Annotated in this window: 24 protein-coding genes; 21 read left to right on the top strand and 3 right to left on the bottom strand. The window is 36.7% G+C overall.

Going from position 1 to position 21689, the window contains the following annotated elements; all coding sequences use genetic code 11:
- Both TY15_RS20030 and TY15_RS20025 read left to right on the top strand, forming a co-directional pair.
- Positions 1 to 676 (top strand): ParA family protein (locus tag TY15_RS20030; protein WP_042375324.1); only part of this gene is annotated, 676 nt, incomplete at its 5' end.
- The gene (locus TY15_RS20025; protein WP_244440970.1) at positions 652 to 1125 is read left to right on the top strand and encodes a hypothetical protein; all 474 of its coding nucleotides are present in this window, start codon (positions 652 to 654) and stop codon (positions 1123 to 1125) included. The genes TY15_RS20030 and TY15_RS20025, both read left to right, overlap by 25 nt.
- A gap of 58 nt (positions 1126 to 1183) precedes the next feature.
- Here the strand turns inward: TY15_RS20025 and TY15_RS20020 are convergent, their stop codons facing one another.
- A complete protein-coding gene (locus TY15_RS20020) occupies positions 1184 to 1405 on the bottom strand; it encodes a helix-turn-helix domain-containing protein (RefSeq protein ID WP_042375323.1) in 222 nt (73 codons plus the stop codon).
- Between the two features lie 231 nt (positions 1406 to 1636).
- Here TY15_RS20020 and TY15_RS20015 point away from each other — a divergent pair, with 231 nt between their 5' ends.
- The 8 genes from TY15_RS20015 to TY15_RS24460 all read left to right on the top strand — a co-directional run bounded on the left by TY15_RS20015 (position 1637) and on the right by TY15_RS24460 (position 7958).
- The gene (locus TY15_RS20015; RefSeq protein ID WP_042375322.1) at positions 1637 to 1924 is read left to right on the top strand and encodes a hypothetical protein; all 288 of its coding nucleotides are present in this window, start codon (positions 1637 to 1639) and stop codon (positions 1922 to 1924) included.
- The gene (locus TY15_RS20010; RefSeq protein WP_042375321.1) at positions 1921 to 2352 is read left to right on the top strand and encodes a hypothetical protein; all 432 of its coding nucleotides are present in this window, start codon (positions 1921 to 1923) and stop codon (positions 2350 to 2352) included. The genes TY15_RS20015 and TY15_RS20010 overlap by 4 nt, the downstream gene beginning before the upstream one ends.
- Positions 2353 to 2694: 342 nt before the next feature.
- A complete protein-coding gene (locus TY15_RS20005; protein WP_244440969.1) occupies positions 2695 to 4011 on the top strand; it encodes a replication protein in 1317 nt (438 codons plus the stop codon).
- Between the two features lie 246 nt (positions 4012 to 4257).
- A complete protein-coding gene (locus tag TY15_RS25025; RefSeq protein ID WP_042375317.1) occupies positions 4258 to 4857 on the top strand; it encodes a hypothetical protein in 600 nt (199 codons plus the stop codon).
- Positions 4858 to 5256: 399 nt separating this feature from the next.
- A complete protein-coding gene (locus TY15_RS19995; RefSeq protein ID WP_042375315.1) occupies positions 5257 to 5475 on the top strand; it encodes a hypothetical protein in 219 nt (72 codons plus the stop codon).
- A 390-nt stretch (positions 5476 to 5865) separates the two neighbouring features.
- A complete protein-coding gene (locus TY15_RS23335; RefSeq protein WP_052353849.1) occupies positions 5866 to 6456 on the top strand; it encodes a hypothetical protein in 591 nt (196 codons plus the stop codon).
- Between the two features lie 284 nt (positions 6457 to 6740).
- Positions 6741 to 6998 carry a hypothetical protein gene (locus TY15_RS19985; RefSeq protein WP_042375313.1) on the top strand — a complete coding sequence of 86 codons (258 nt, stop codon included), beginning with the start codon at positions 6741 to 6743 and terminating at the stop codon, positions 6996 to 6998.
- Between the two features lie 786 nt (positions 6999 to 7784).
- The gene (locus TY15_RS24460; protein WP_157042277.1) at positions 7785 to 7958 is read left to right on the top strand and encodes a hypothetical protein; all 174 of its coding nucleotides are present in this window, start codon (positions 7785 to 7787) and stop codon (positions 7956 to 7958) included.
- 118 nt (positions 7959 to 8076) lie between these two features.
- Here TY15_RS24460 and TY15_RS19980 read toward each other — a convergent pair whose 3' ends face one another.
- The gene (locus TY15_RS19980; protein WP_042375311.1) at positions 8077 to 8889 is read right to left on the bottom strand and encodes a hypothetical protein; all 813 of its coding nucleotides are present in this window, start codon (positions 8887 to 8889) and stop codon (positions 8077 to 8079) included.
- A 50-nt stretch (positions 8890 to 8939) separates the two neighbouring features.
- Complete coding sequence (locus TY15_RS19975; protein WP_042375310.1) at positions 8940 to 10124, bottom strand: hypothetical protein; 1185 nt, start codon at positions 10122 to 10124, stop codon at positions 8940 to 8942.
- A 148-nt stretch (positions 10125 to 10272) separates the two neighbouring features.
- On the opposite strand from TY15_RS19975, the gene TY15_RS19970 reads away from it, so the two are divergent.
- The 11 genes from TY15_RS19970 (at position 10273) to TY15_RS19920 (ending at position 21676) form a co-directional block, all read left to right on the top strand.
- Complete coding sequence (locus TY15_RS19970; RefSeq protein WP_042375308.1) at positions 10273 to 10464, top strand: helix-turn-helix domain-containing protein; 192 nt, start codon at positions 10273 to 10275, stop codon at positions 10462 to 10464.
- Positions 10465 to 10482: 18 nt separating this feature from the next.
- Complete coding sequence (locus tag TY15_RS23330) at positions 10483 to 11259, top strand: hypothetical protein (RefSeq protein WP_052353848.1); 777 nt, start codon at positions 10483 to 10485, stop codon at positions 11257 to 11259.
- Positions 11260 to 11263: 4 nt separating this feature from the next.
- Positions 11264 to 11626, top strand: coding sequence for a replicative helicase loader/inhibitor (locus TY15_RS19960; RefSeq protein WP_042375307.1), 363 nt, complete (start codon positions 11264 to 11266; stop codon positions 11624 to 11626).
- Complete coding sequence (gene dnaB / locus TY15_RS19955) at positions 11619 to 12947, top strand: replicative DNA helicase (RefSeq protein ID WP_042375306.1); 1329 nt, start codon at positions 11619 to 11621, stop codon at positions 12945 to 12947. The genes TY15_RS19960 and dnaB overlap by 8 nt, the downstream gene beginning before the upstream one ends.
- Before the next feature lie 255 nt (positions 12948 to 13202).
- Entirely contained in the window at positions 13203 to 13736 is a 534-nt protein-coding gene (locus TY15_RS19945) for an ERCC4 domain-containing protein (RefSeq protein ID WP_042375302.1), read from the top strand.
- A gap of 16 nt (positions 13737 to 13752) precedes the next feature.
- Positions 13753 to 14121 (top strand): hypothetical protein, encoded by a 369-nt coding sequence (locus tag TY15_RS19940; protein WP_042375300.1) that lies wholly within the window; start codon positions 13753 to 13755, stop codon positions 14119 to 14121.
- A 186-nt stretch (positions 14122 to 14307) separates the two neighbouring features.
- On the top strand, positions 14308 to 14667 hold the full coding sequence (locus TY15_RS19935; protein ID WP_042375298.1) for a hypothetical protein: 360 nt from the start codon (positions 14308 to 14310) through the stop codon (positions 14665 to 14667).
- A 25-nt stretch (positions 14668 to 14692) separates the two neighbouring features.
- Positions 14693 to 15565 carry a hypothetical protein gene (locus TY15_RS19930; RefSeq protein ID WP_042375296.1) on the top strand — a complete coding sequence of 291 codons (873 nt, stop codon included), beginning with the start codon at positions 14693 to 14695 and terminating at the stop codon, positions 15563 to 15565.
- Between the two features lie 136 nt (positions 15566 to 15701).
- A complete protein-coding gene (locus TY15_RS24455; protein WP_157042276.1) occupies positions 15702 to 15860 on the top strand; it encodes a hypothetical protein in 159 nt (52 codons plus the stop codon).
- Positions 15861 to 15879: 19 nt separating this feature from the next.
- The gene (locus TY15_RS19925) at positions 15880 to 16749 is read left to right on the top strand and encodes a hypothetical protein (RefSeq protein ID WP_042375294.1); all 870 of its coding nucleotides are present in this window, start codon (positions 15880 to 15882) and stop codon (positions 16747 to 16749) included.
- Positions 16750 to 16768: 19 nt separating this feature from the next.
- Positions 16769 to 21676 carry a hypothetical protein gene (locus TY15_RS19920; RefSeq protein WP_042375291.1) on the top strand — a complete coding sequence of 1636 codons (4908 nt, stop codon included), beginning with the start codon at positions 16769 to 16771 and terminating at the stop codon, positions 21674 to 21676.
- Positions 21677 to 21689: the final 13 nt, after the last annotated feature.

The following is a 21689-nucleotide window of genomic DNA, read 5'->3' as shown; positions in this document are numbered from 1 at the left end:
GGGTAATTTAACACAACTATTAACAGGTACAGATGACATTTTTGAATTTGATGGGATGACAATATGTGATGTAATGCTGGAGGAAGATGCAGCACCTTATATTACAAAAATCACTGAAAACCTTGATATTATTTGTGGTGATGAAAATGTGAATACCCTGGCTCCCTATTTTTACAATAAAACAGATGGATTAGGTGGGAATTTTCATTTTGTACTTAAAAATGCTTTGGAGAAGGTTTCTCATAACTATGATTACATAGTCATTGATAATCCTCCTGCTCTAGGAGAACTATCAATAATTTCCCTATGCGCAAGTGATCATGTGTTGATCATGTTTGAAACAAGTAAATTCTGCTATAACTCTTTAAAAAGTTATTTAAGAACAATTGATGCTGTTAAAGAAAGAATAAATCCAGATTTGAATAAATTGGGAATCTTAAGGAGCATGACGGACAAAAGGAGAACTGATAACAAATATTTCTCCAATGTGGTTAAAAATGAATTTCCAAAAAGCTGTTTCGATACAATCATTCATAGGGCAGCTGTTATTGGTAGAATTTCTTCATTTGGGCTTATTGATAATCCTGAAATTAAACAGGTAATGAAAGAATATAAAGGATTTTTAAAAGAAATTAAAGGGAGATTGTTGGAATGTCAAACTTTGAAAAGCAATTGAAAAAAGTAAATAAAGCTAATAGACGGAAAACGGCTATAGATACGTTTCTTCCACAAAAAAATGATGATAAGACTGAAGATGCGGTTGAGAGCATTAGTACTAATAATGACATTAATAATGAGAATAACATTAATGTTAATGATAATAACAAAAATTACATTAGCACCAATACAAGTGTAGAGGAATTTATTAGCGATGATAAAAATATTAATAATGACAAAAATATTAATGTTAATGAAGATGCCCCGAAGCTGGATTATTTGGACAAGCTTCTTGAAGGGACTACTAAAAAAACGGCAGAATCTCAGACAGTATTAACGGGTATTTACCTTCAAAAGGATCTAGCTCAGGTGCTGGATCGATTAGGTAAGAAAGGCGGCCGAGGAGCAAAATCAAGAATTGTCAATGAAGCATTGAGAAGTGTGTTTGCTGAGAAAGGGCTACTCTAAAATAATCATAAATCTAATTAAAAGCCGGATATCCGTCGTTTTGACAGAGATAGCCGGCTTATTTTTTTTCCTCTGGTATGTATTCAACCAAACTCGAAAGAGGAATGTCTAGTTTGTCACAAATAACCATTAGCGTTCCTAACTTAGCGGATTCAAGTTCTTTGTTATGCCAAAGCTTATTCAAAGCATTTCTACTAAGTCCGGTGATGCTTATAAGTTCAGTAATATTGTCGATTCGTTTTTGAGCCATAATGATCCTTAAATTGTTTTCTAATGGCATATCTTCACCTCGTTATTTAACCTTAACCTAATTATATTTTACTTTTTTCAGAAATTTTTTTCAATATTTTATTGACAATGTTAGGTATAAAAGTTAATATTTACGCATAAACTAGTAATTTTTAACTTTATAAAGTTAAAAAATGAAAAAGAGTGGTGAATATTTTTTATCTTAAATATGTTGGTAATTTAAAATTGATTACAAAAGAACGATTTTGTAGGAGGTAGAGGAATGATTAAAGATCTATTTAAAAACTGCACTAATGTTGAATTTAATGGAACCCTTTATTCAAAAGAAGTTGAGGCCGAATTACCTGTATTCACTTTATGCGAAACATCGACGGAAAAGTGGATCGAAAGCGCCAGAAGGCAAAACACAAAAATGTTCATCGAAGCACATAACCGGAAACCTGAAAATTATGAAGAAGTTTTAAAGCGGGTTTACTCATTACTTCCAGAGCGTAATAACTATGAGATACCAGAGATTAGATATGTTAGTGCGATGGGGGAAGTGAGATGAAAAATAAAAGCAATAAGGTTGTTTATACTAGTGCTCTACCTGAAGGAGTCGCGATTGGGGTAGAATCAAATATTGTTGTAGGAACAAAAAAAGTATTTACTGAAACCGATAAGATATTAATGGAGGTTGCTAAAAGAAGATTGTGGGAGCTTGAAGATCACAATGGACTTTATGAAAGTGGTTGGTGTAAAGAAGCAATGGGAAAGACAATTGTTCTGTTTGATCAGATCCGGCGACAGGTAAAGGATGTAAATTTGACCGAGGAGGATTTATTTGAATTTGAGTCTGCTACGTGTGATCACAATGTGGCATTTGGAGAAAGTCAGTTCATTCAAGGTTATTTAGAAGGTTATAAATTTGCAAAGCAAATGTTTGAAAATAAAAAAGAACGCGCAGCTGTAACTGACGTTCCTTTTGGACAATTATAAGAATCATGTGCTGGTAACACTGGGTTCTTATGATAAGATTATTCAAGCTAACATAATAATAACACGGAACAGCCCAGCAATTCAAAGGGCTGTTTTTTCTAAATATATTTAAAAAAATTATGTTATTCACGCTAAATACTTATTTAACGAACATATTAAACTATGTGTTTCAAAAATAAATTGGATATGTCACTATTTACCGAAATTTGATAGAATAAAGACAAATAAAAAACTCCCTCTAGTTTTGGTCGACCGGCGGGAGTTCTTTGGACAAGGGATTTGTGCACCCTTTTTTATTAATCTGTTGCTATTAATATAGCATAGGTGTGCAGTCCTTTTCCAGTGGGGAAAGGATGTTTTTCTATGAAAAATTTAACCAGCACAGCTTCGAGTCTGGAAGAAGCACGGTATCACGCCTGGTTTCATCATAACGATTCAGACGGTTGGATTACCGTAGCAAAGAAAACAGAGACGGGGAAATTTCAACAGCACCATTATAAGCCAGAGGAATTAGCCGATAATCTCACGGAATGGCTCGGAGAAGACGTTTATTTTAGTCAGAATACTTTTTATAAGCCCCAGCGGCAAATTCAAAATTTACGGCAATTAAAGTCGTTATACGTTGACCTTGATTTTTATCTGTTCAATTATGATCCTTCTTGGGTTTTAGGGAAACTAGAACACGAGTTTTTTGGCCAAGCTATCCCAGATCCCAATATCATTATTTTCAGCGGGCAAGGCATTGTGCTGATTTGGCTACTTGAGGCGGTTCCTTATAAGGCCTTGCCTCTTTGGCAGGCTGTGCAGGATTACTTTCTTAAACAGTTAAAAGAATTAGGTGGAGATTCGAAGGCTTCAGATGCAGCTCGTGTTTTCCGAATAGCCGGGTCAATAAATTCAAAGAATGGCGTAGACGTTCACGCTCAATATCGACATGATTACCGTTATGAGTTAAGACAGCTGCAACGCGATTACTTGCCGGAACTTGAAGAGACGAAAATAAAGACTAAAACTAAGGGACGTAAGGCAAAGATTGTTCGAGTTCATGCAGTTCGTTCTTTGCATCATGCTAGAATCCTAGATTTGGCCAAGATAGTGGAACTTCGTGAATACGACGTTTATGGTCACCGAGAACTAATTTGTTTTTTATATCGTTATTGGCTTTGTTGCTTGCTTGATGATCCAGATGAGGCTCTTGGCAGCACGCTTGAATTGAACAGTCAATTTAAGAATCCTTTGAGAAAAAGGGAAGTTGAGAAGGCGACTAAATCAGCCCAAAAAGCTTGGGAGGCAAGAAGCGACAAACAAGCCAATGAAGAAGCAATTAAACGTGGTTATCCTGGTGCCGGCTACAATATCAAAAATACTAAGCTTATAGATTGGCTTGATATTACTGAAGAAGAACAGAGGCATTTACAGACGATTATAGACGGTTCTGAGAAAAGAAGGCGTAAGACTATTGCTAATCGCGAAAAACGTCGTAGTGAAGGCGTACAGAAGCGAGAGGACTATATAAAGCAACACAAAGCAAAGACAGAACACAAATTATCGGAATTGAAGCTGTTATTAAAGGACAATCCAAAGGCGAAGAAAACAGATTTAGCTAGACTTTTAGGTGTTTCAAGAGTGCACTTGTATCGTTTATTGGAGCAAATATAAAAGTGTAACATTGTGTGTACGCTTATATTATAGGGGATGTAATCCCTGCTTGCTTCCTGTGGGTATGTGGATAACTTTTAGGGATTCATTTTCTTTTGTTTTTCGGGGACATAGCCCACAGCGGGAGGCGGCCAACCGATAGGGCGGGAGATGCTTTCTCTTTTATGTATTTTTATACTATTTTAGGTTTTTTCTTGTTAGTTATTTTGATTGCATTATTTGAGCATTTAAAGGAGCTGTGACCATTTGTTTGCGATAAACGTGAATGATGAACATTGGATGCTTGATTATTACAGAGATAGAACGGCTAGGGTGCTTACATTTACTACAGAAAAACAAGCATTAAAAGAAGTGAATTACATAAAGAAGTCTCATCCAGATTTAAAGTTAACAGTTCTTGAGGTTGAAGAGGTATCGTTTTTTGATCCGGAGAATAGTTTAAGCGGGCAAAGAATAGAAGTAAAAGGTGGAAATAGTGACATGGCTAATACAAAGGGTAAAATGGTTGCCAATTTAGGCGATACGGTAGTAACTGTGGAGGGACCTACTGAACAATTTGGGTCTCTTGGTCTTCAGATTAATGCTATTAAAGGTCTTATTGAAATGCTTAATTTTAAATCTGTTGAAGAAGATGATCCAGAAGCGAGTCAAAAAGCCTATCTTGTTTTGTTGGATACAATAGGGGCGATGTTAAAGACTGAATCCCCGGCATTCGACAATGACAATACCCGAAATATTGAAGCTGTTCATCAATTCTTAGAATGGGTATTAAAGGCAAAGATCCATGAACAAACTGGATACTCAGAACTTTTGGATAAAGATGAAGAAGATTTAGATTGGACTTAGTATGGGAAGCGGTAATTTCTTTTTTTTAATAAAAAGAGTTACCGTTTTTTTTATTGTCAGAAGCGGCAACAAAGGTTGAACATAACGTTAATGATATTGTTAATATTTTGTTAATTTTTATGTTAATGTTAACGTTAATATATATGATTTATAAAACTAAATAATACTAAGGTATACCAAGGTTAAATGAATTAAGCGAACCATTGCATCCTTTATCATTGCAGGGATGTGACAACTAATGTAGTACCCTTTCTTAGTGCAAAATGTTAAGAAATGTTAAGGTTCTCGCGCGTATAACGTACTACAGAAAACTACAGTTTTACCCTAAGAAGTCCTAAGATTAATCGTATGAATAATTTTGCTTTGAAAGACAACATTACTAATTTAGGAGCGGGTAGCATGAATAAAAAATACGATTGGGATAAGGTTGAAAGTTATTTTATGGAGGTGGGGTTTGAAAGTAGAATTTCTTTAAAAGATATCGGTGATCGTTTTTTTATCCCTTATCAAACCGTAAGGAGATACGCTGCAGCTCATGAATGGCATAACAGACGTTATAGAGCGTGGGTAAAAGAAAAGCATAGTATGAGTGTTATGGAACTTAGGAAATCTTTATAGCAGGAAGTAATGAATAGGTAAATACTACAAATTGCAGCAATTGCAGTCCATAAAAAGACTTATCCAAATGCTACAAAGACCACATTTCCGACATCCTAAAAAGGAATTATTTGAACTGCTACAATCGGCAGTTTCGGCAGCCCTAAAAAAGAGTGGTTTCAAATGCTACAAATGATGGAAAATGTTGGCGTGAAAGCTCTATATAGAAATGCTACAAAACTTAGCAAAACTTAACTTTATCGCGCGCGTATAGGAAGGCTTAATAGCAACTAAAAGGATGCAAGGGGTTGCAGAGGTCGGGACCTAGTAAAACCTAGTATTTTAGCAGAATAAAACACTAATTTCCCTTTAGATTTAGGAATACTATTCTATGATGTAGAGGTGATATTTATGGGCGGTTATGGAAGCGGAGCTTACGGACTATTGGGTTCAAAGGTAAGAAAACGGACGGTAGAAGAGACATTTTGTTTGGAAATTAAAGGCTTCAAAGGGAATTTAAACGGCCGAACTTTAAGGATGTCATGGAATAACGGAGAAAAATCCATTGGAATAAAAACAAATGTCGATCATATTGTTCTTTTTTATTATGCTGACGAGGAACCAATTAAAGAAAATGTGGGCATTGAATCCACTAAGGTTGGGTTCGGGGAAAGACTTTGGTTTTGCTGTCCGGAATGCGATAAGAAAACTGCACGTCTTTACCTTGTTGGAAAGTATTTTCGCTGCCGTGACTGTCACCAGCTGACTTATTCATCTTGCCAGGAATCAGGAGATCCATTAGATTACTTGTACTTGAAAATTAGGCGTTTGCAGAGAAAGTTAGGTTTGGATGGGAAAGGTGTAGATCCGTATGCTCTCCCTTATTTCAAACCTAAAAATATGCATTATAAAACCTTTATTAAGCTTCGCAATCAATTGGAAAGCATACAGGATGAAAGGGAACGGGCATTTTTATCACATCACCTTAATAATTGGTGCTAATGGTGAATTTCCCAACAAGATGGGAATGTTTCTCCCGGCTGTGGCAGAAGTATTGCGAGATTTGCGAGGCCTTAAAAAAGGAATTGTTGGAATAAATGGAGTCCATAAAAAGGAGATATGTTGACATTTGTTGACATTCACACGTATATACGAGTTTTTTTCACGATAAAAAAGGGGAGGGTAGCATTTCGCGAGGTCCATGACATCATTGACTGGCTGACAAGATATTGTCACAAGGCTTTTTCCTCTGTATGTCGAATTCAATCGGCAGAGGAGAGGATATTATGTTTGTGGAAGGCAAAACGTATTGGTTTAAAAATGCTCATGATAAAGCAATTAGCGTAAAGATAAACGAAGTATATGTGGATGTCTTCGAAGCAACTGTGACTTGTGAGAACGCTGAGCATCCTTATGAGGAATTTATTGGTCATAGTGAAGAGTGTGGATTCGAAAAAGCATTGAGGAAAGCCATTCGTAAGTGTAATGGGAAATCAACTAAGGGATTCCATATTTTGAGAAGACAAATTAAGTTAGAGGCATAGGGCATCCATTTTGGATGTTTTTTTATTGCCGTCTAAGTGGGTTTGAGCCACTTAGATACCATATACTAATCGTTCTAACTGATTAGCCTTTAACTAGGTTTCTCCACGAAGATGACCTAGCGGGCCACGAGGTCATCGACCCGAATTGTTAGGACTTCAAAGCCCAGTGGTTCAAACTCACCAGATCAGTCATTGTTATCGGGGTTGACAAACTAGGTTGGTCTCCTAAAATTTCAGGAGACTTTTTTCCATTTCTGGAATTACTGGAGTCCATAAAAGGAGTTTTTTCACACGACACATGCAGGAAGGTCTTATTATATTTGCAGAAAAAAATAACCCTCAAGAGTATTTATTCTTAAGGGCTTCAAAAATATATCAAAAGGGGGTTATGAAAAAGTCTTACTTTCATGTTTGTATCTTAGCCTATTAACCTTAACAAATTATTAATTCAATTAATCTAAGTCATAAGGACCGAAATTTTTTTCACCCCTTAGTGAGGAGTTGTATTTTTGCAATATCTTTGTCTGGGGGACTTAACGGACCTATTTTACTCAAAAACAAGCAAAAGCACCGATATTATGTAAACTGGGAGGGTTGCTTAGAATATTTCTATATCCTGAATACGATTAAATCAACTTGAATTAAGAATACACAACATAAGAATCGTTATGTATCGAGTTTTTGAAATTGAAAAGGGCCAATTATTCTAGGGGTAAATATTATTTATCACTTTGCGAGGGAATATCCTTTTTTTGTCGAATTATGTATTAAACTGGAGGTGATTTAATGGGACATGGGTGGCATGGAAAAGAAAGAGTTATATCTGAAGTACCTTGCTCGTGTAAGAAAGGATTTATTATTAAGTATTTGTTAGAAGAAGAATGTGATTATCCACCATTTGAACGAACTAATGAAAGAACGGAATACACTTGTCCAGATAAGTGTCATATTAAGAAATAGTACCGGAAACTTGAAACAAAAGGTAAGTAATTAGGCATTAATGATTACATAACTGCAATGAGAAAAGCATAGTACCATCGCTCTCCTTAACCAGGGAGTGATAGTACCATGCTTTTTTTTATATTCCCCATTCTTCTTTCAGCCTGGTAAGGAACTTCATCATTGAACCATCATCATTTGTAACGTCCGGATGAAATTTCTTAGATGCCTCCCGGTAAATCTTTTTAAGCATCCCTTTTTCTTCGTTAGTGTAGTTACTTTGTTTTGTAGTAGAGTAACCACCAAAATCATAGTTACTGTAGTTACTTTTGTAATTGTTTTCGTAACTACGCTTGAAATACTCTTGCTCTTCTCTCTTTTGTCTTATTAATTGTTCCAGGTATTCCGGATTCCTTAAAGTGCCGTATAGGTCATAACAGTGATCGTAAGCGTCGGATCCATACATTTCATCGAATTTACTTTTAGCAGTATGATATTGTTTAAGAATTTCATCGTGCTTTGCCTTTGTTTTATATTCGTCTGTTGCTTCGAATTCCTTATTTACCTGTTCGATAATTGGGTCTAATTTCTGATATACCATATCCCAAAGCTTTGCTTCAGGGATCCCCATTTCCTTCAGCTTAGCATTTAATTCTTTTTTTAGAAGGTAATCACCGGCCCACGAAGTACTTTTAGCAATATCATAGTAACCCATTGTACAAATAACCCACTGTTTCTTTTTAACTTTCCCATTTTCTCGGTAGCTTTTATGAATGCTGATTTTATAAGCATCTTTAACGGGCCGTTCAAACCTTTCATTGCTGTAACGATAAGAATATTTTGTTTCTGTTTTCCCTTGATAGGTGATTGTAGTCCAATCAACCATCAATTCTTTGTAGTGCCCATATGGATTAGGCTTTTTATTGGTAACTTTTTGAATGACACAATACATATTTCCTCTCCCTTGTAGTTACTTTGTTAATTGGTGTGGTAACTACGTTTTTAATCATTTAGATAAGCTTGTGCTTCTTTTATATCAATTTTCAATTTTTTAGCTATTTCTTCTATGGAGAGACCGTTTGCCACTAATTCTTTGGTTTTTTTTCTTTTTCTTTTAATTTTTTGATTATATGAATTTTGACAGGTACTTATCTTATTCCTTGGCAGTGGCGGACAAAAACGCCTTGATTCGTGTGTTACTTCAAATAACGCTCCACAGTGTTCGCATCTTTCCATTTTGATGTTTCCTATTACGGCTCTACTAAGTTGAAAATAAGCGACTTCGAAAAGGTCAGCGAAGGTCATTCCAGGTTGTATTTGACCATCAATGATTGCGTATGTGGAATTCCCTTTTTCCCAATTATTCAAGAGCTCGACAAGATAATGTCTTGATCTAACTTCTGGTGGATCGAAGCCTATTTCATACCACCTTGTTACAATTTGTGGGAGGTTTTTGATATTGTCTTTCACGGCCCTAAAGTGGTTGTGATGATGCGCAAGGCGTTTCCGAATGTCTACTTCGTTTTCTAATTCCTTTTCTATTTCGTCCTTTTTAAAGGCTAAAATCTTTTCTGTCGATTCATTAAGTCCTCGGTTAAATTCTTTACCGACATATCGTTCAAATTGCTCAGCATATTCTTTAATCTTAGATTCGTCGTTTAATCGGAGTGCACTAAATACCCCCAATGCCTTTTTAAAAATAGATAAAGCCTTATAAAAAGCAAATAAATCCATCTCATAATTAAAAACTTTATATATGTCTGTGCTAAAGAGGTCATTCCCTTGAGGTAATCCAAAATTGTCGACAAATTTTTTTAAGGACGGAATATCGAAATATTCAACTTTTGCTAGTTCTGTGTAAAGGTTTGGTGCATCTTCCAGAGGATTATAGGTGCTGTAAAATTCATTTTCGTTATTAAACCCCACTTTTTCTACGTCTTTTTCATTAATGCGTAAAAATTTTGGTAGATTTTCCTTGTAATACACATCACCATCTTCATCTTCTAAAAGCAAGGAATTTCCATACCCTAACAATTCTTCGTAAATTTCGGAATCCTCGTCTGTCACTTCAGTCTTTTTTGTTGAAATTACTCCATTTGTTTCATATTCCTCATTCAGACAGAAGATCTCATATTGCGGGACTTTAAAGAAACTTGTTAAAGAGTTTGGATTAAAAAGGATATTCACGTAATTTCTCCTCCTATAAAATTGTACCCTATAAAAGTACTGTCCTATAAGGTATACATTTTGGTTTGTATTAATTATACTACTAATAACGCTATTAATATACCTTGTAATTAAATTTAAATTCAAGGTACAAACGGAGGTGAGAAATTTGTTTAATCGAAATCAGGATATAAAAGAGGCTGCTAAAGATGTTCCTAATTGGGCAATCGCTGAAAAATTGGGGGTTTCTGATAACACATACTATCGCCTACTTCGAAAGGAATTATCGGAGGGGAAGAAGCAAGAAATTTTAATTGCTATTAATAAAGTCAAGGAAGAATTGACAGAAGAAGTCCATTAAAAAGATGGTGAGGTGAAGATGCAAGGATGGATTAGACTGCATAGAAAAATTCAAGACCATTGGCTTTATCAAGAGAAACGGAAATTCTCAAAATATGAAGCTTGGCTTGATTTATTAATGATGGTTAATCATGAGGACAAAAAAACGGTTCTTGGCAATGAAATGATTGAAGTTAAAAGGGGCCAGAGAATCACTTCTATAAGGAAATTGTGTGATAAATGGGGGTGGTCAAACACAAAAGTAACACAGTTCCTTAACCTGTTACAAAAAGATGGAATGATACAACTAGGAAGCGACAGCAAAAAAACAGTTATAACCATTGACAATTATGACTTTTATCAAAGTAATGAAGACAAAAAAACGTCAGAGAACAGACGCGAAAACGACACGAAACAGACAGAAAAACACACAAACAAAAATGATAAAGAATTATTTAAGAATGAAAATAAAAACAATATACCTTTGGAAATTGAAAATTTCCGTCTTAGGTACTCTAAGAATCAATTGAAAATTATTGATGATTACCTAGATATGATTAGGCACACAAGAGTAAGCGCTAAAATCTCTGACACTGTAATTCTTAAAATGTATCAAGAGTGGGACAAGCATCCTCAAATATGTGTGGAATATGGTTTAAAAACACATACAGAAAATCCTATTTATCATTCAAAAAAAGAAAATTACACGATGGGAATTATTCGAAATACCCCAGCCGATGAAGCTGCTAAAAAATTGAACGTAGGTTCTAAGAACAATAGTGAAAAAATTGATTTTATGGCGTTAGCGGAGGATTAAAGCTATGGATAAAAAAGATGTTGGGCAATTACTCAATTATCTTAACGTTGCATATCCCAATTTTCTAAGAGATAACAAGCCAGAAACCGTTTTAGATTTTTGGTTTAGGAGCTTAAAGGATTTTGAATACGAAAAAGTGTTGGATAACCTCGTAGATTATGCTCAAACCAATGATTTTCCACCGAAAATAAAAGACCTAGTGGCTGGTTTGATGGTCAATGAGAAATACAACATACCGGGAATTGAGGAAACCAAAAAGATTATGGAAGGTTATCAAGTCCCTGAAGAACACAGGTTATCCCATGATGAAATAAAGGTAATGTTTAAGCGGCAATTCAGCGACGACGGGGGGGAGAAGAATGATTGAATCATTTTATAACTTAGATGCCGAAAGAAGTGTTCTAGGTGCAGTTCTCCTCGAGCCAGTTGAAGTGCTTGAACAAATCGACTTGAACCATTCGGACTTTTACGAAGAGCAGCATCGTTACATTGTAAAAGCTATGCAATCTTTAATTACAGCGAATCAACCTGTTGACCTGGTAACCTTAACGACTTGGTTAGCAGAACATAAGCTCATTGAAAAAGTAGGAGGGGTCTCTTACTTGAGTGATTTGGCTGGATCCGTTCCAACAATACAAAATGTTAAGTTTTACGAAGGTATTGTCAAAAAGAACGCTAAAAAGCGGAAATATCAAAAGACATTACAGCGGCTGCAAGATAGATTGCATGAAATTGATGATGAAGATGAAATAGACAACCTTATTTCATCTGGAATAACCGTTTTAACTAATACAGGGAACCCAAAAGACAGCGGGTTTACCCATATCAAAGAGGTATTGATTGATGTATTAAACAATGCGGAGATTGAAAGAGGAGAAGTTGTTGGTATTCCTTCTGGGTTCTCAGAATTGGATCGGATGTTAAGTGGTTTTAAACCAGGAGATTTAGTGATTGTTGGTGCAAGACCTTCAATGGGTAAGACAGCTTTTGCTTTGAATTTAACGACAAGAGCTGCCCAGTATGGTGCATTAGTTCCGTTCTATTCCTTAGAAATGATCAATAGATCGCTAGGGCAGAGAATATTGTCGTCAGAGGCACAAGTTAATTCTAGAAATATTAAGATTGGTACAACTGCCTTAACTACTGAAAATTGGTCAAGGTTGTTTAATGAAGCAGGATTACTTAGCAATACTGACATATTGCTTAATGATAAAAGCGGGGTGACTGTTCACACAATACGCAAAGACCTAACCAAGCTAAGAAAAGAACATCCTGACCGTGAAATTTTATGTTTTATAGATTACTTGCAGCTGATAAGCGGGGATAAGAAGCACAGAGGGAATAGAACTCAAGAAATAAGTGAAATAAGCAGGGCATTAAAGACAACAGCTTTAGATTTAAATTTGACAATTGTTGCTTTAAGTCAGCTAAACCGGGCGGTAGAACAGAGGCAAGATAAAAGGCCTGGTATGAGTGATATTAGGGAATCAGGATCGATTGAGCAGGATGCTGATGTTATAGCTTTTCTTTATCGAGATGATTACTACGACAAGCAAAGTGAGAACAAAAATATTGTTGAATGTATTATCTCGAAGCAGCGTGATGGAGCGGTTGGGACGGTGCAATTAGCATTCGTCAAAGAATATGGTCGCTTTCTTAACTTGGAGACAAGATATGAGAAACAATGATTCATTGACCATTTTCCGACTATACGAGTTTTTAAGAAAACGAGGTGGGAATGTTTCAGATTACGAACTTGTTAAAGCCTTTAAATGCGCTACAAGTGATGAGATATTCCAAGCTAAATGTCTTTTGGATGATTATAAAAAGAAGCACCCCTTGTTAGCAGACAGAGAGTGCTCCACAAAAAGCAAAACGCGAAATAAGTTTACCATAAATAATCGAAATTATGGAAAACGAAGGGATAAGAAGGTGAACGACAGTTGAATGCTTTGGCTCTATATCAATATACAGATAAAGAATTAAAGGAATTGCTGTCTACCCTGACTGTTCTTATTGATACTAGGGAGCAAGAAAACCATCATATTCTCCAATACTTTGAATCTAAAAAGATATCATACAAAGTTAAAAAGAATGATACGGCTGATTATGCTGCGATGATACCTAGAAATCCTGAATTAGGGATAGCGAGGGACTTATTCATACCAGTAGCAATTGAGCGAAAAAATAGTGTGGACGAGCTTGCGGCCAGCATAAAGGATAGGACCAGATTTGAAAACGAGTTGATTAGGTCTCAAAAATTGAATTTCACTATGGTTGTTGAGGATCCGAACGGATATGAAAACATCATTCTAGGGAAGTTTCGGTCGCAGTATGATCCCAAAGCATTGTTAGCAAGCCTTAAAACATTTGAAGCGAGGTACGACTTCACAACTGTTTTTATTCCGAAGATAGCAAGCGGAAATTATATTTACCACCATCTTTATTATCAGGCTCGGTGTTTACTGAAAGGTTAAAAGGAGGAGTAAGTAAATGAATAAGGAAAAAGAAGCAGCTAAACTCATTGAACAAGTTAAGTCAAGAAGTGAAGAATTGATTATTAAGCTCATTGCAGGTGATATAACACTTGAGGAATCGAAGGAGTTAATCCAACAAGCCATCGTACTAGCTGTAGAAAGTGCTCAGCAGGTCCGTAATTTACAAGAAGTATTAGCTCACAAAGAAAATGAACTTGATGTAGTGGGTTCGGCTGCTGCAATTTATCGAGATTTTATTACATCCGAAGATTTGAACGATGATTTTGAGACTTACTTTGGATCAATTCTTGATGAAATGTATGAAGAAACAGAAGGTTCAACCGGGAATGAGGTTGAGGAAGATGCAACTGGTAATGAACTTTAAAGGTAATAAAGCGTAATAAAAACCCTTTTGTAGAATTCATTACAAAACACGTATTATGTAAATATTAATGTTAACGTTAATAATCTCATTAATATTTTTATTAATATTAATTTATGGGGCTCCTGGGTATTGGGCCCCTGAAACTGAAGTTTTAGTTTAAATGAAATTAAGGGGATCAGTTTTAGTATGGAGCGAAGTGAAGAACTGTTTGAGAACCTCAAAGATACAATTTTGAATTATGCTATGCGAATTAAAGAGATAGAACTGTTTGGTGAACAAATAAGACAGAATAGCAACCATTTCATTAACGAACGAAAAATGTTCAGCATGGAGACGTTCGCTCGAAACTGTGACACAGTACTGAATTTGATGAAGAATACTGATTTATCTGTTCTAGAAATAGAAGCTATTGATTGGTTTTTAGATGGACTTACCATAAGTGAAATTGCCAGAAGAACTAGCTTATCAAGACAATCCTGCTACCCATTATTAGATCAAATTATATCTAGAATGGTTGAAACTTATACACAGATAGTGGGTGAGTGAATGATAACCGAAAGGGGATGCCTGCATGTACTACATAAGTGAATCGGAATTAACGCAATATGTAATGGCCGAAAAGCATTTGCGGTATTTGCGGAATAAAAACTCATTAGAATTGCAGCAGGCTTACGATAGGATTCACCCAACAAGAACGCAATTTGATTACAGTTTAGGAGTTATTTATAAGGAAAGTGTAGATCCAGTGGAATGCGCTATTTGTTTAGTCGAATTAAGAGAAAAGCACGAAGAGAAAGAAATGTGGTGGAAATTGCGTGCGGAAGCTTGTAAAGAGGCGTTGGAAATGCTGACTGATGATGAAAAACGCTACTTGCATTCAAGGGATTATGAAAGCTATGCAAAACGTGAAAAAGCTCGGAATAAATTACGTGAGTTGCTAACAGAAATTGTGGAAGCAAGGCCTGAGTTGCAACGACAGCCTACTTCATTAAATGAACTGAAAGATTTAGAAGAAATAGCTCAAGCAGATCGTAAAATCGACAGTCTGAGACAGAAGGAACTTTTTGAAGATTACCGGGATTTCACTGAGGTAGTAATTGAAGAACCGATAAAGGAACTGAAGTTAGGTAAGAAAAAAAATTCATATTCGCCAAGGACAAACGAAAAAAGACTTACCCTTGTGGACGATGTGAAAATTTCATATTTACCACCTGAAGAACTAGAAAAATATCGAACTGGGAAAAATGGCGGAAGTAAATGGTACACCTACGAAGATTACTTGAAAATGAAAGAAGATGGAAGGACGAATAAGGAAATTGCATTGTCAATGGGAATTGAACTGGATGAACTTAATAAAAGAGTGAAAGCTTGGCGATATAAGATTATCCTATTGGAATCCGGTGAAAAAGTTAAAGAGAAACCTAAAAAGAGGATAGTTCTTTGACGCGATAAAAAACACGTGAGAATATCCTTTTTCCACCTTATCTATAACACTGACATTAACATTAATATTGATGTTGTTATTAACGTTAATACTTAACTGTAGTTATGTCATCAATCTTGAGGGGAGGTGATGAAAAGTGAATACAGAAACAGAGGGGTTCGTAAATCTCTTGAATAAGATTTATGCATTGTTTATTGACGAAAGAGGGTTATTGGAAGATTTTCAACAGTTTATGGACGAAGAAGCAGTAAATATTTTCTTAAATGATTCAGATCCCAGCGATGTTGTTAATTAACTTATAAGGAGTGGATAACATGGCAGACTATCAAATTGGTGATAACCTGTATGCGGATTCTCAAGGAAAATACTACAATTTGACGAACGGCAAAAAAACCTATCAAACGAGTCCATATGACACGTTAGCGTCGAAGTATAACCAAATGTATGACGCCCAAAGAAAAAGTCAATCGGACCAATTGAATCAATCGCGAACCAAAGCAATCGCAGGCTACAATCAGCAAAAAAAAGAATTAGCTCCACAATATCAGCAACAACGCAACCAAGCTGATGTAGTTAAAGCGCAAGAGGCATCAAGATTACGCGAAATTATGGCTGCTAATGGTATTAATGGCAGTGGAGAAAATTTAACCACACAAGCCCGTTTAGCATCCTCTCGTCAAGATGCGTTTCGGGATATTAATAACAACGAACAAACAGCTTACCGTGATATTGACCGACAAATTGCGAATGAAAATGACCCGTCCCGTGAACAAGCGATTATCAATGCCATCGAAGCGGAACGCTCGAGTAAGTTAGCCGATGCATATGCTCAATCCCAACAAGAGATTTACCAACGATACCTGGATTGGCGTAATTATCAACTACAACTAGAACAGTTAAAAAAGGCTAGTAGCGGCGGAGGAGGTGGTGGTGGAAGTAGCAGCAGTGCGAGAAAAACGACGGCTTCATCCTCAGCCAAAACAGCTACCAATTCGTTTCAAGCGGCTAAAACAAGTCAAGCACAGACTAATATCGAAAAATACCGTAATAATCCAATTGTTCAAAACATGGAAGCGATGAAAGCAAAAAATGCTGCAATGGGTCGTTTGTTTAGTCAACAAGTATCTGTCGCTGAAAACAATAATCTATCAGCTTGGGAAAAAATGAAGATGTTAGGTTTGTAAAAGGAGGTAGATGGGGTAAATGGCTAAGAAAAAGAATCAACAGTATATGGAAAAAGGTAAATCGTGGGTAGATTACTATAACGAAGACCAAAAGAAAAAAGAGGAAGAAAAAAAACAAGGTAAAGTACGGTTTAGGGAGGCTTCTGCAGCCTCTCGTCCCCAATATACACTTTCTGGATATCAAGGGCAAAGTGAAAAAGAGAATTATAAATGGGAAAAGAATTTACTTAAAGATCTTGATATCAAGGGAAAAAGTTATAATGATAAATTTTCAAATTGGGCGAAAAGCCAGGGGATGAGTGACTATCAAGCGTATTTATATCGGAGAGAGCAGGACTTTAAAGAAGATTCAAAACAAAAATATAAGCTCAACGATGATGGGACACTTAACAAAAAACAAAGTATTCGACTTGGCCAAGGTGCTCATACCAATGATTGGTTAATGAATGATATTTTAAAGAACATGAATAAAAGAGCTGAAGCAGAGGTTCGAAAAAACAATAAGGAATCTCAAAAATCAAAAAATGAACCATTTTTTACGGACGTGAAAAACTTTTTTACTGGAAAAGACACAGATGGAGATGGAAAGCCTAATGGGTTATTTCGTGCACTTGAAATTATTGATAGACCTGGAGATGCGGTTCGCACAGGGATAAAAGAGAAGGTGGAAGGAAACAGTTTTTGGAAGGGTGCAGAAGATGGGTTCTTAGGAAATAAAGATACCAGCGGAGAGGAATTAAATAGAACTCTAGGATTTGACCCAGAAACCGACAAAAAAGATGAGAAAATTGCTAATGTAATCGGTAAAACTGTTATGGATATGGGAGTCACCAAATTTATTACTCCTTTTGTACCTTCAAATATAAGAACTAAAGTGGGAACCGTGATAACTGGAATGGGTTCTGAAATGCTTTTGGATCCTCTTAACTTGATGGGGGCCGGACTAGGTAAGGGAGCGAGCAAGGGGCTTCAATTAGCCTCTAATCAGGCAATGAAGAATCTCTTGCTTGAACCAAAACAAGTTGAACAAGCTTTGCTTGATAGTACCAAATTATTTAAATCAGAACAGGCATTGCCGATAAAAGGGGGTTTTCAAAACCCAGGAGTATTGCAAGATTTAATCCCTAAAGGAAACGACATTGCTAAACCAAGCCTTTTGCCGAAATTAAAACCAAAAACAAAATTTGATCCGGTTGTACCAAAAATTGGTCCATCATTAGACGAGTTACCAAAACTACGAGAAACCTCTTTATTTGACCGGTCCTTACTTCTTGGGGAGAAACGTTCTTTACCGGACTTTTCAACAGCCAAACCAACCATAGAGAAAAACTCTATGCTTGCAAATATGCTACCTGATGCACCTAGAACAATACCTGATTTTTCATATGGTAAACAAACGTCTGAACCGATACCTCCTGTGAATCAATATGGGGTAGAGGTGCCGTTTGACAAAGTGGAGCACGCTCCTGCTGATTACTGGCGTGGTCGATATGAAGAATTCTCCCAATTCGTGAACGAAAATTACAATTCAAACCAACTAAGCAAAGAAGCATTAGATGATCTATGGACGCAGTTTGCTAAATACGATGAACCAGTTACTTTAGAGCAAGTCGTGGATCTAGCTTATCCAAGCACAAAAGAAGCTCCTGTTTTAGATGCTCGGAATGTAAAGATAAAACGGCAACCAGCATCGAATAAGGCGAAAGCCATCTTAGGTCTTAATGATTCAGCTTTCAAGCCTCCTGAACCAGGGAAACCGATTGACGCGGCCGACGTTTGGGACAAGATGGGTAAACGCAAACCAGCATCGAATAAGGCAAAAAACCTTTTATTAGGTGAATTAAAACCGAAACAAAAAACATTACAACCATTAAGTGAATTACTTCCGAAATTAAAGCCAAAGGATAACCCACAATTCGATAATCTAGTTGGTGGATTAAAGCCAAATTTATTGGAGCATTTGAATCCAGCGGGATTAAATAATTCTACCAAATTTTCACAGACGTTAGATGACTTGCTTCCTAGACTTCCAGAATCGCCTTCTAGTAACCTTAAAGAACGAGGGCATATAAATACCCTAAGAAATTCAGAAAATACCTCTATGAGCCTTAAGGAGCGGCTACAAGGGGCATATAAACCAACTACCAATGAAGAAGCTGTTCTTATTGCTAATAATTATCTTGCTCAAGGTGCAGAAACAGCAACCTCTTTTGTCAAAAACGCTAAAGTATTAAAACCTGAACACGTTGCAACGGCGCATCGATTAATTCAGGAGTTTCAAAGATCAGGCCAGATTGATAAAGCTGTTGATATTGCAGAACATATTGCGGAAAGAGGAACAAAAGCAGGACAGGCTGTTCAGGCATTTTCTATATTTGATAGGCTAAGTCCTGAAGGAATCCTAGTTCATGCTAATAGGGTTGCAGATCGTGTGAACGCTAAACTTAATCCTTTACAGCAAAAAGTTGTTATTACTAATGAAACAGCTACACAGTTAACCGATTTAGCAACTACTGTTCAGAAAATGACACAGCAAAAGACGGTCGCTAATGACGTGATAAACCTTTTAGATCGAGCGAAGGCAGGGGAAAAGTTATCTGAAGCGGAGACTAAGGAACTTCGCCAGTTTGTAGACGATGCTAAGCAATGGATAACGGATATCACGCCTAAAAGAACTAAATCAAAGGGGCCAAATAAAATCATCAAACCTGAAGTGAAAGAGCAAGTTGTAAAGTTCCTGGATAAACAAGAGGAAGCAGCACGAAAACGTCTTGCAGCAAGAAAGGGAAGAGCTTTATCAGGATTACCAGTTGATGACTTCTACGACTACGCGGTGATCGGTGCATCAAAATTAGCAAAAGAGACAATCAATTTCGCGGAGTTTTCAGAGCAAATGATTAGGGAATTTGGGGAGGAAATTCGGCCACATATCCAACAAGTCTATGACAAATCATCAGAGATGGTAACAAATGAGTTTAAGCGGACAACGAATAGATTAAGTGAAGTAGAGAAGATAACGAATAAGGCTTTAAAGAACGGAAAATTAGAGGAAGTGGATGCGGAAAATCTCCGAAATTTTGCTATATCAATCAATAATATGAGCGGTGATGCAAAGATTGAGGCAAGCCAGGAGCTTCAAGCAACTTTACAATTATTAGAACGGCCATCATTATTACAGAAAATATCTACTACACAGACCATCGGACAATTATTAAACCCTAAAACGCTAGGTAGGAATGCTATCGGAAATGAAATGTTTTATCGACTAGAACGGATTAATAAGTTAGTTGCTACGCCAATTGACATAACAAGAGCGAAGTTAACAGGCGGGCAAAGAACAGTAACCTTCAGGACCCATAATCAAGGGGAATACTGGAAAAACTGGTTAAGAGGGTGGAAAGCCGGACTGAAGGGGGTTAATCCTGAAGGAATATCAACTCAATACGATTTGAGACCTAACACTTTTAATGGAAAATGGAATCCTATGAAATATTTTGAAAGAACGTTGGGAGCTACCTTAAAATCCTTTGATTATGCTGGTTATAAACGTGCTGTAAATAACACGGTGGGAGAGTTAGCAAACTTGAGAGCTCTCAATGAAGGGCTTACAGGTCAGGCAAGGAATGAAGCGATACAACGCTATATCCGTGAAGCTGACGAAAATATATTGGCGATTGCTGATCAGTACGGAAAATATGTCACTTTCCAAGATAACAACATATTTTCGACCAGTTTACAAAAGGTTAAAAACTTTTTGAATGGAGGGAAAGATTGGGGAGCAGGAGATATTATTCTCAAATATCCAAGAACTCCAGGTTCACTTTTAATGAGAGCCCTAGAATATTCTCCTGCTGGATTCCTAAAAACAGCTTATGCAATTGCCAAACCATTTTTCAACAAACAATTCGCTTGGAATGAAGTCATAGAATCCTTTACCCGTGCTACTATCGGAACGGGGATGACTGGTATAGCTTGGTTTATGGCTGACAAAGGAATCCTTACTGGAGTAGGGAGTAAGGACTTCGATGTGCAAGAAGTTGAAAAATCATCTGGAAAGGCTCAATACAGTTTAAATTTAGATGCATTGGCAAGGTGGGTATTTAGTGGGTTTAACTCAGATGCTGCGGAAACACAAGACGGGGACACTTTTGTTTCGTATAACTGGGCCCAACCGATTGCAACAGCTCTAAGTCTAGGTGGCAATGCACAAACCAACGTTAAGGAAAGCGGAGAACCAAACCTTTTTAATGCGGCTTATGCAGGTATAGATGGGGCGGCAGAAACAATGATTGGTACTTCGGTCCTCCAAGGGCTCAAAAAGGCTGCAACAAGTTATCCTGGGCAATCAGGTATGGATAAAGCTATTGATATAGCAGGAGATATACCAGCTTCCTTTGTCCCAACCCTTTTCAATCAAGTTCGTCAGGCAACTGACAATACAACAAGGAACACGTATGATCCATCTAAACCACAGATGTTTATTAACCGAATGAAAAATAAGGTACCAGGTTTGGCTGGGGCAAGTTTACCTGCTGCCTACGATTCTCTCGGAAACAAAAAGGAAGTTTACCAAGGGAAATCGAATAATCTATTTAATGTATTTTTGAATCCTGCCTTTGTAAGTCGCTATAACCCTTCATCAGAAGCACAAATGGTTTTAGATGTCATAAACGATACGGGCGATACAACTGCTGCTCCAAGAAGAGCTCAAAAATATATGAGAAGCGGCGGTAAAACATATTACCTAACCACAGAACAATATTCTGAATACCAACGAAGTTTAGGCGAAGAGGTTAGTTTGCAGTTACAAGACCTAGACCCAACCCAAGATAGTGAAACATTGGCTTTACAAATAAATAAGGTTCTTGATCGGGCAGGTAAGAAGGTTAGGGATGAACTAAAAGAAGAGTTCTTTGGTAATCAATAAATAATCAAATTAA

The sequence above is a fragment of the Neobacillus jeddahensis genome (assembly GCF_000612625.1).
Taxonomy (GTDB): Bacteria; Bacillota; Bacilli; order Bacillales; family Cytobacillaceae; genus Neobacillus; species Neobacillus jeddahensis.
The sequence above is the reverse complement of the archived record's forward strand: the minus strand, read 5'-3'. Positions and strand labels throughout refer to the sequence as shown.